Source organism: Janthinobacterium sp. GW456P, assembly GCF_002127655.1.
GTDB lineage: Bacteria > Pseudomonadota > Gammaproteobacteria > Burkholderiales > Burkholderiaceae_D > Janthinobacterium.
Map to the genome: position 1 here is coordinate 128,277 of NZ_NEHB01000012.1, position 7,535 is coordinate 135,811.

Annotated in this window: 8 protein-coding genes; 5 read left to right on the top strand and 3 right to left on the bottom strand. The window is 63.3% G+C overall.

Annotation, left to right across the window (positions count from 1 at the left end; all coding sequences use genetic code 11):
- The first annotated feature begins 34 nt into the window (after nucleotides 1–34).
- Nucleotides 35–1,885, top strand: a complete 1,851-nt coding sequence (locus CBW66_RS13400) for an amidohydrolase (protein WP_086138625.1) — start codon at nucleotides 35–37, stop codon at nucleotides 1,883–1,885.
- Nucleotides 1,886–1,899: 14 nt separating this feature from the next.
- Here the strand turns inward: CBW66_RS13400 and CBW66_RS13405 are convergent, their stop codons facing one another.
- The 3 genes from CBW66_RS13405 to CBW66_RS13415 are packed head-to-tail and all read right to left on the bottom strand — an operon-like array spanning nucleotide 1,900 to nucleotide 4,357.
- Nucleotides 1,900–3,264 carry a VWA domain-containing protein gene (locus CBW66_RS13405; RefSeq protein WP_086138626.1) on the bottom strand — a complete coding sequence of 455 codons (1,365 nt, stop codon included), beginning with the start codon at nucleotides 3,262–3,264 and terminating at the stop codon, nucleotides 1,900–1,902.
- Nucleotides 3,264–3,869, bottom strand: a complete 606-nt coding sequence (locus CBW66_RS13410) for a TadE/TadG family type IV pilus assembly protein (RefSeq protein WP_086138627.1) — start codon at nucleotides 3,867–3,869, stop codon at nucleotides 3,264–3,266. Before CBW66_RS13410 ends, CBW66_RS13405 begins: the two co-directional genes overlap by 1 nt.
- Entirely contained in the window at nucleotides 3,869–4,357 is a 489-nt protein-coding gene (locus tag CBW66_RS13415) for a TadE/TadG family type IV pilus assembly protein (protein ID WP_086138628.1), read from the bottom strand. Before CBW66_RS13415 ends, CBW66_RS13410 begins: the two co-directional genes overlap by 1 nt.
- 558 nt (nucleotides 4,358–4,915) lie before the next feature.
- Here CBW66_RS13415 and CBW66_RS13420 point away from each other — a divergent pair.
- The 4 genes from CBW66_RS13420 to cpaB form a co-directional block, all read left to right on the top strand.
- Nucleotides 4,916–5,608, top strand: coding sequence for a response regulator transcription factor (locus tag CBW66_RS13420; protein WP_230492154.1), 693 nt, complete (start codon nucleotides 4,916–4,918; stop codon nucleotides 5,606–5,608).
- 201 nt (nucleotides 5,609–5,809) lie between these two features.
- The gene (locus CBW66_RS13425) at nucleotides 5,810–5,983 is read left to right on the top strand and encodes a Flp family type IVb pilin (protein WP_071650303.1); all 174 of its coding nucleotides are present in this window, start codon (nucleotides 5,810–5,812) and stop codon (nucleotides 5,981–5,983) included.
- A gap of 116 nt (nucleotides 5,984–6,099) precedes the next feature.
- Nucleotides 6,100–6,660, top strand: a complete 561-nt coding sequence (locus CBW66_RS13430; protein ID WP_086138630.1) for a prepilin peptidase — start codon at nucleotides 6,100–6,102, stop codon at nucleotides 6,658–6,660.
- Between the two features lie 63 nt (nucleotides 6,661–6,723).
- Nucleotides 6,724–7,535, top strand: an 812-nt coding sequence (gene cpaB / locus CBW66_RS13435; protein ID WP_086153636.1) for a Flp pilus assembly protein CpaB, incomplete at its 3' end; no start/stop codon positions are given.

Genomic DNA, 7,535 nt, shown 5'->3' on the forward strand with positions numbered 1-7,535 from the left:
CGGGGCCGTGTTTCCACCTGATTCGGGAGTTCCCATGCACGCACACACGATCTTGCTCAATGGCCGTTTCCATACGGTCGACCGGACGCAGCCGCTGGCGTCCGCCGTCGCCATCGCCGATGGCAAATTTCTCGCCGTCGGCGACATGGAGGACGTGATGCGCCATCGCGGCCCCGCCACGCAGCTGATCGACCTGAATGGCCGCACGGTGATTCCCGGCCTGAACGACTCGCATCTGCACCTGATACGGGGCGGCTTGAACTACAACCTGGAATTGCGCTGGGAAGGCGTGCCCTCGCTGGCCGACGCCTTGCGCATGTTGAAAGAACAGGCGCTGCGCACGCCGAACCCGCAATGGGTGCGCGTGGTCGGCGGCTGGACGGAATTCCAGTTCGCGGAAAAGCGCATGCCGACGCTCGATGAAATCAATGCGGCCGCGCCCGACACGCCCGTCTTCATCCTGCACCTGTACGACCGCGCCCTCTTGAATCGCGCCGCCCTGCGCGCCGTCGGCTACGATAAAAATACGCCGAACCCGCCGGGCGGCGAAATCGTGCGCGACGCCGCAGGCAATCCGACGGGCCTGCTGATCGCCCGGCCGAACGCCATGATCCTGTATGCGACCCTGGCGAAAGGCCCGAAGCTGCCGCTGGAATTGCAAGTGAACTCCACGCGCCAGTTCATGCGCGAACTGAACCGCCTGGGCATCACGAGCGCCATCGACGCGGGCGGCGGCTTCCAGAATTATCCCGAGGATTACGCCGTCGTCGACGAGCTGGCGCAACAAGATCAGCTGACGATCCGCATCGCCTACAATCTGTTCACGCAAAACAAGGGCGCGGAATTGCAGGACTTCCAGAAGTGGACCGGCATGATCAAGCCCGGCGACGGCACCGATTACTATCGCCACAACGGCGCCGGCGAGATGCTGGTGTTTTCCGCCGCCGACTTCGAGGATTTCCTCGAGCCGCGCCCGGAACTGGCGGCCGGCATGGAGGATGAGCTGGAAAAGGTCGTGCGCCACCTGGTCGAGCAGCGCTGGCCGTTCCGCCTGCACGCCACCTATGACGAATCGATCAGCCGCATGCTCGACGTGTTTGAAAAGGTCAACCGCGACACGCCGTTCGGCGGCTTGCACTGGCTTTTCGACCACGCGGAAACCATCAGCCCGAAAAATATCGACCGGGTCAAGGCGCTGGGCGGCGGCCTGGCCATCCAGCACCGCATGGCTTTCCAGGGCGAGTACTTCGTCGAGCGCTACGGCGCGGAAGCGGCGAAAGCCACGCCACCCGTGCAGCGCATGCTCGACGCGGGCGTGCCCGTCGGCGGCGGCACGGACGCCACGCGGGTGGCCAGCTACAACCCGTGGACGGCGCTGTACTGGCTGGTATCGGGGCGCACCGTGGGCGGCCTGGCCTTGACGGATGCGGCGGGCAGGCTGTCGCGCGACACGGCGCTGGAACTGTGGACGGCGGGCAGTGCCTGGTTTTCGAGCGAGCAAGGCAAGAAGGGGCGCATCCGCGAGGGCATGCTGGCCGATTTGAGCGTGCTGTCGGCCGATTATTTCACGGTGCCGGAAGAATCGATCAAGTCCATCGAATCCGTGCTGACCATGGTGGGCGGAAAAATCGTCTACGGCCAGGGGGAATTCACGGCGCTGGCGCCGCCACCGATTCCCGTGCTGCCCGAGTGGTCGCCCGTGCGCACGGTGCCGGGACACTACCGGCCCGTGGCTGCGCAAACGCAAGCCATGCTGCCGCACCAGTGCGCGGGCGCCTGCGGCGTGCATGCGCATGCGCACGACCGGGCGCGCAAGTCGGCCGTGCCGATCAGCGATTTTTCCGGCTTCTGGGGCACCTTGGGCTGCAGCTGCTTCGCCTTCTAGATGGCGGGCTGGCCTTATTTGGAAATGCGCAGGATGGCCGAGGCGAGCCGCGTGAAACATGGGCTCAGCTCGCTTTCGGTGGCCGCATAGCAGTACAGGCCCACGGGTTCGGCCGGCTTGCGGCAACGCATAGGCGCATCGCTCGTGTTGGCCATGCAGCGCAACAAGTCCTCGCCGATTTCATTGTCCGGCCCGGCCTCGGCCTTCAGCGCGGCCCCCATGCCCAGGGTAAAGATGTAGGTATTTTCCAGGCGGGCCTTGCTGGCCATCGCTTCTGCCAGGTTGCGCGAGGCGCGATGCATATTGGTCCACTGAAGTTTTCTGGTGGACATATCTTTGCTCACCGCCCGCGGCGTAGTGGTCACGATGGGGAATTCGCGCCGCGTCACGTCGCCGGCCTGGGCGGGAAGATTGTGCGCGTTATACCAGGCCGGTAATTCACTGATCAGGTTTCTGGTGCAATAGGTCTCGGGCGCGAGCTTGGTGCTGGTTGCATCGATACGGTACAGTCCATCTGTCGCAAAACCACTCGATGGTAAATTGTCGTACACGGCCAGCGCCCCAGCGGTCGTGCAGTTGCCACTCATGCTGGGGAAAAAGTAAGAGGAAAAGGCGGACGGAGATCCATCGGAAAAGAACACGATGACGCGCAGGCTGGATCGATTGTTCTGGCTGATGCTACTGAGCTGATCCTGAGCATGCCACATGCCTTCCGAGTAATTCGTGCCGCCATCAAACTTGTAGGCATTGATGGCATTGGTAGCCAGCGTGCGATTGAAGCCGCGATCGCTTGTCTTGATCGGCAGATCGAGTTGCGCGCCGCTGGCAAAATGCAGCAAGCCCACGCGGTCCACGGTGGAATTGAATTTATTCAGGAAGGAAATGCCCGCCGCCCGCACGGCGGCGGCATTGTTTTTCAGCGAACCCGAGGTATCCATCACCAGCACCATGTCCAGGTCCTTGCGGATGGTTTGCGCGCTGGCCGCCACGTTCAGCGTCCTGAAACCGAGTATGCCCATCAGCGAGACGGGCAGCGAGGCGGTGGCCGAGACGTCGATGGTGACGGTACCTCTGTCGAACACCACGCCGACGGGATGGAGGACCGGTGTCGAGAGCAGGAAGTTGTCCGGATAATTAATATCAAAAAATTCTTTTGCAGCCTGGCGCGCACTGTCCCGCTGTTCCGCTTCCGAATTGCCCGCCGTGATGCCGCGCGCCGCCGCCAGGCTGGCCGAGTCGACGGCCGCATTGAGCTTGGCCTTGACGAAGTAGCCGAGGGCGGAATCGACGGCCAGGCCCACCGAGGCGATCAGGACGACGGCCGACAGCGCCACCATGATCAGCACTTGGCCGCTTTGCCGCTTGTGTGGAATGCGCATCAGAATACCGTCATCGAAGTGAGGTTGGGGCCCAGCACGGGCGTCGTGCTATTGCCAAAGTTCAGGGTGCCGAACAGCATGTCGAAATCGTAGAACGTTTCCACGGCGTAGATCAGTTCGCCATCGGCCAGCTGGTTCCGCATCAATGCCACCGTGGGGGCATGGTCGTCCCTGGCGATGCCGGTGCACGCGCCGTTGCTCCAGCTGCCGCATTGCCATACCTGGCTGGCGGGCAGGTAGCCGCTGGCCCTGGCGCCGGCATCCCAGCGGTATTGTTCCAGCACGATATTGCGCAAGCCGCTCTTTGACGTGTAGCCCATGATCTTGGTGATGTAGATCATGCCGCGCTTGTTCATGTCCAGCGGCGGCGTGCTGGCGGCCAGCGCATTCATGATGGCCTGGCTAGATCCGCTCAGGTCGGACGTGGAGCGCGAGGCCAGATTGGCGCCTTCGCGGCTGATGTTGAGCAGGATGGTCTTGGCCTGGATGGCGCGCGACAGGTCGGCCAGCATGAACAGCAACAGCGCCAGCAGCGGCAGCACGATGGCAAATTCCACGGCGGCGATGCCGCGCGCGGCGCGCGGCGCGGGAGGGCGGGCGCGCATCACAGGCCGCCAAAGCTTTCATTGCGCATGGTGGCGGCCACCACGAAATGCGCCTGCCCGTCGCGGAACAGGGCGCGGATCAAAGGCGTGGCAAACGCCCAGCGGCAATCGACGGAGATGACGACGATATCGCCGGCCTGGCCGAACATGGCGGCACCGACCGCATCGCTGCCGTTGACGGAGATCACGGGGCTGACCTTGTCATACATGCCCATGGAACTGTCGCGTATTTTTTGTATCACGGCCTGGTAGCGCTGCTGGTTGGCGCTGTCGGGGTCGAGGTCTTTGGCCCCCGTGACGGCATAGCGCGCGCCTTCGCGCACCGCGTGCTGCATGGTCATATTGGCAAAATACGCCATGCTCAATTCAATGATGCCGATTATCAGCATGAGAAAGACCGGCATTATCAGGGCCAATTCCAGCAAGGTGGCTCCGCGCTGTCCGCTTTGCTTGCGGAATATGGGGGAATCGGCCTGTTTTAAATGCATGGGATTAATCCGGTTAGGTGCCTCGATGAAGAATGCCGGGCGGGTGGTATTGCGTCATTTGACTGGCGATTATTCTATATCTATTTTCAATGGTATGTCTTCCCATTAAATTATTACAGGTCAAGATAATCGTAATTAAGCGCCTTATTTCAAGTGTGCGGCCCCCATCCCTACAGGGCCGGGAGTAATATGCGCGGGTATGAAAACAGGCTTGGTGTCAGGATTGTCCTGCGTGCAGGCAAAGACTTGTTTTGCAAGGTGATGCAATAAAAATGCTGCAATGTAAGCAACAGCAGCGATGGCAGCAGCGATGGCGCGCCGGCGGCGCGCCCGCCCTGGCCGCGCTCCCCATCCATTGGCACTCGCCCGGCGTGCGGCGACCGCTGGGGTGGGGCACGCACCGCATTTGCGCGTGCCGGCCCAAGGCCTCTTCCTTCGTGCCCCCATGACTTCCTTCCCTGCGCGCGGCAACAGAGGCGCGCGCGGACGAGGCTGGCAATCCGATTCGGATCAATAACATTCCCCGAAGGGAATGGGTTACACGTTACGAGGTAAAGCATGTCAACAAAAAATGTCATACGCGTCATGCTGGTGTCCGACCACAAAACTTGGCTGTGGGGCTTGGAGCAGCTGCTCGCCGGCGCCCAGCCGGCAATGCAGGTGGTGGCCAGCGCCACCGAGATCGACGGCGCGCTGCTGCTGGCCCGGACCCTGTGTCCCGACGTCATCGTGCTGGACGCCGATCTGGGCTGCGGCGGCGCCTGCGCCATCGATTATCTGCCGCAGCTGCTCGGCAATGGCGTCTCGCGCGTACTGCTGTTCAGCGGCACGCAGGACCAGGCCGAGTGCGGGCGCGCCGTGCGCAGCGGCGTGCGCGCGGTGGTGGGCAAGGAGACGCCCGCCAAGCAAATGATCGATGCCATCGCCCGCCTGCATCAGGGCGAGTTGTGCCTGGCTCCGGCGCTGCTCGACAGCATGCTGGGGGTGCTCAACAAGCCGGAGGCGGCACCCGATCCGGAAGAACAGCGGATCGCCAGGCTGACGCTGAAGGAGCGCAAGATCGTTGCCATGATGGTGGAAGGAAATGGCGCGCTGAACCGTGCAATAGCCCAGCGCGCTTTTATCTCGGAGCAAACCTTGCGTAATCATCTGACCTCGATCTACAGCAAGCTCGATGTCACCAACCGCCTGGAATTATATGTGTACGCCACCCGCAACCGGCTGGCCGAGTCCCTGCCTGCGGAGGGCTAGTACATATGTCCTGATTATGGACAAAAAATTAAGATGGTTTGTACTGCGTATAAAATGACTTTTCTCTGATTCGATTTAATTTTTGTTTATATAAAATACACGCATCAGAAATTGGCAAATAAAAACAAGGTGAATGTTTTTATTTTCAGACTGTATTTTCAGTTTTTATCATGTTTAAAACTTGACCTGAAAGGGAATAATATGAATTTCATTAAAAACTTTATCGCCGAAGAAGATGGTGTGACCGCCATCGAATATGCGTTGATCGCTGCGCTGGTGGCGGCGGCGCTGGTCACGGCCGTCGGCTATTTCACCACCGGCCTCGATGGCGCCTTCAAGGCGATCGGCACCAAGTTGACGGGCGCGGCGATCTAAGACGCCCGCCCACCGCGCTGCACCCCGTCAGGCCAGCTGCCCATGCGCACTGGCCTGCCGGCTTCCCGCCCAACGATGCGCATGCCGTCATGCGCTCGGCTTGCATCAGGTACACGATGGACCCTCATTCTTTCTGGACGTTCAGCCCCGCCATAGTCTTGTGGGGGCTGCTGGCCGCCGCTGTCTGGCATGACGTGCGCCGCCGGCGCATTCCCAACCGGCTGGTCTTTTCCGGCGCCTTGCTCGGCGTGTTGCTCAACAGCCTGGCGTTGCCCGGGCTGACGCCGGCCGGGCTGTGGCCGGCCTTGGGCGGCCTGGCCGTCGGCCTGGGCTTGCTGCTGCCCATGTATGCGCTGAAGGCGCTGGGTGCGGGTGACGTCAAGCTGATGGCGATGGTGGGGGCGTTTCTGGGGCCGCGCCCCGCCGTGTTTGCCGTGTTGTGCAGCCTGCTTGCAGGCGGCGTGCTGGCGCTGGCCGTCGCCCTGTGCCAGGGCACGCTGCGCCAGGCGTTGGCCAATGCCCGGCAATTGCTGCTGCAAGGCTGGCTGCGCGCCGCGGCAGGCGAAGCGCCGCTGGTCGGCGCGCCCGCGCTGCCAAGCGGCAGCCTGCCGTACGCCATCGCCATTGCCGCCGGCACCGCCATCAGCCTGGCCCTGGCGGCCGGCGGCTATGCATGACGCGCCGGGCAGCGATATGGCCGCGTGCGCGCGGAAACCCATGTTTTACCAAGAGGACACATCATGAGAAATAGCCGCGTTGCGATCGTGCTGCTGCTGGCGTTGCTGATGGCGGGCGGCGCCGTGCTGGCGGCCGCGCGCTGGATGTCAGGGCAGGGCGCGCCGGCCAGCCAGACGGTGATGGTCGCGCTGGTCGATATCGGCGTGGGCGCGAAGGTGACGCCGGCCATGCTGCGCGGCATGGACTGGCCGGCGGGCGCCATGCCGCCGGGGGCGTTTGGCGAGGCCGGCGCGCTGGACGGACGCATCACGCGCAGCGCCGTCAGCAGGGGCGAGCCTGTGCTGGAAAGCAAGCTCGCGCCGCCCGGCGCCACCGGTGGCCTGTCGGCCATCGTCGCTGCCGGCAAGCGCGCCATGACCGTGCGCGTCAACGACGTGGTGGGCGTGGCCGGCTTCGCGCTGCCGGGCAACTTCGTCGACATTCTCGTGCATACGCAGGATGACCGGGCCAGGCCGGCGGGCGGCGGGCCGCTGGCCATTTCCAAGATCGTGCTGGAACGCATCCTGGTGCTGGCCGTGGCGCAGGAATCGGGACGCGACGACAACAAGCCCAAGGTGGTCAACGCCGTGACCCTGGAACTGACGCCGGAGCAGGTGGAAAAGCTGGACCTGGCGCGCAGCGTGGGCAGCCTGTCGCTGGTGCTGCGCAACCAGGTCGATCCGGCGCCCGCCGACACGGGCGGCGCCACCAAGGAGTCGCTGCTGGAATTGAAGGCGCCGGCGGCGGCGCCCGTGCGCGCGGCGCGGCGCCAGGCGGCCCCGGCACGTGCTGCCGCGCGCGACAGCGTCACCGTCATCAAGGGCATGGATACCAG

Coding starts and splice junctions, on each gene's coding strand:
- CBW66_RS13400 (WP_086138625.1), top strand. CDS start 35: ATGCACGCACACACGATCTTGCTCAATGGCCGTTTCCATACGGTCGAC.
- CBW66_RS13405 (WP_086138626.1), bottom strand. CDS start 3,264: ATGCGCATTCCACACAAGCGGCAAAGCGGCCAAGTGCTGATCATGGTG.
- CBW66_RS13410 (WP_086138627.1), bottom strand. CDS start 3,869: ATGCGCGCCCGCCCTCCCGCGCCGCGCGCCGCGCGCGGCATCGCCGCC.
- CBW66_RS13415 (WP_086138628.1), bottom strand. CDS start 4,357: ATGCATTTAAAACAGGCCGATTCCCCCATATTCCGCAAGCAAAGCGGA.
- CBW66_RS13420 (WP_230492154.1), top strand. CDS start 4,916: ATGTCAACAAAAAATGTCATACGCGTCATGCTGGTGTCCGACCACAAA.
- CBW66_RS13425 (WP_071650303.1), top strand. CDS start 5,810: ATGAATTTCATTAAAAACTTTATCGCCGAAGAAGATGGTGTGACCGCC.
- CBW66_RS13430 (WP_086138630.1), top strand. CDS start 6,100: ATGGACCCTCATTCTTTCTGGACGTTCAGCCCCGCCATAGTCTTGTGG.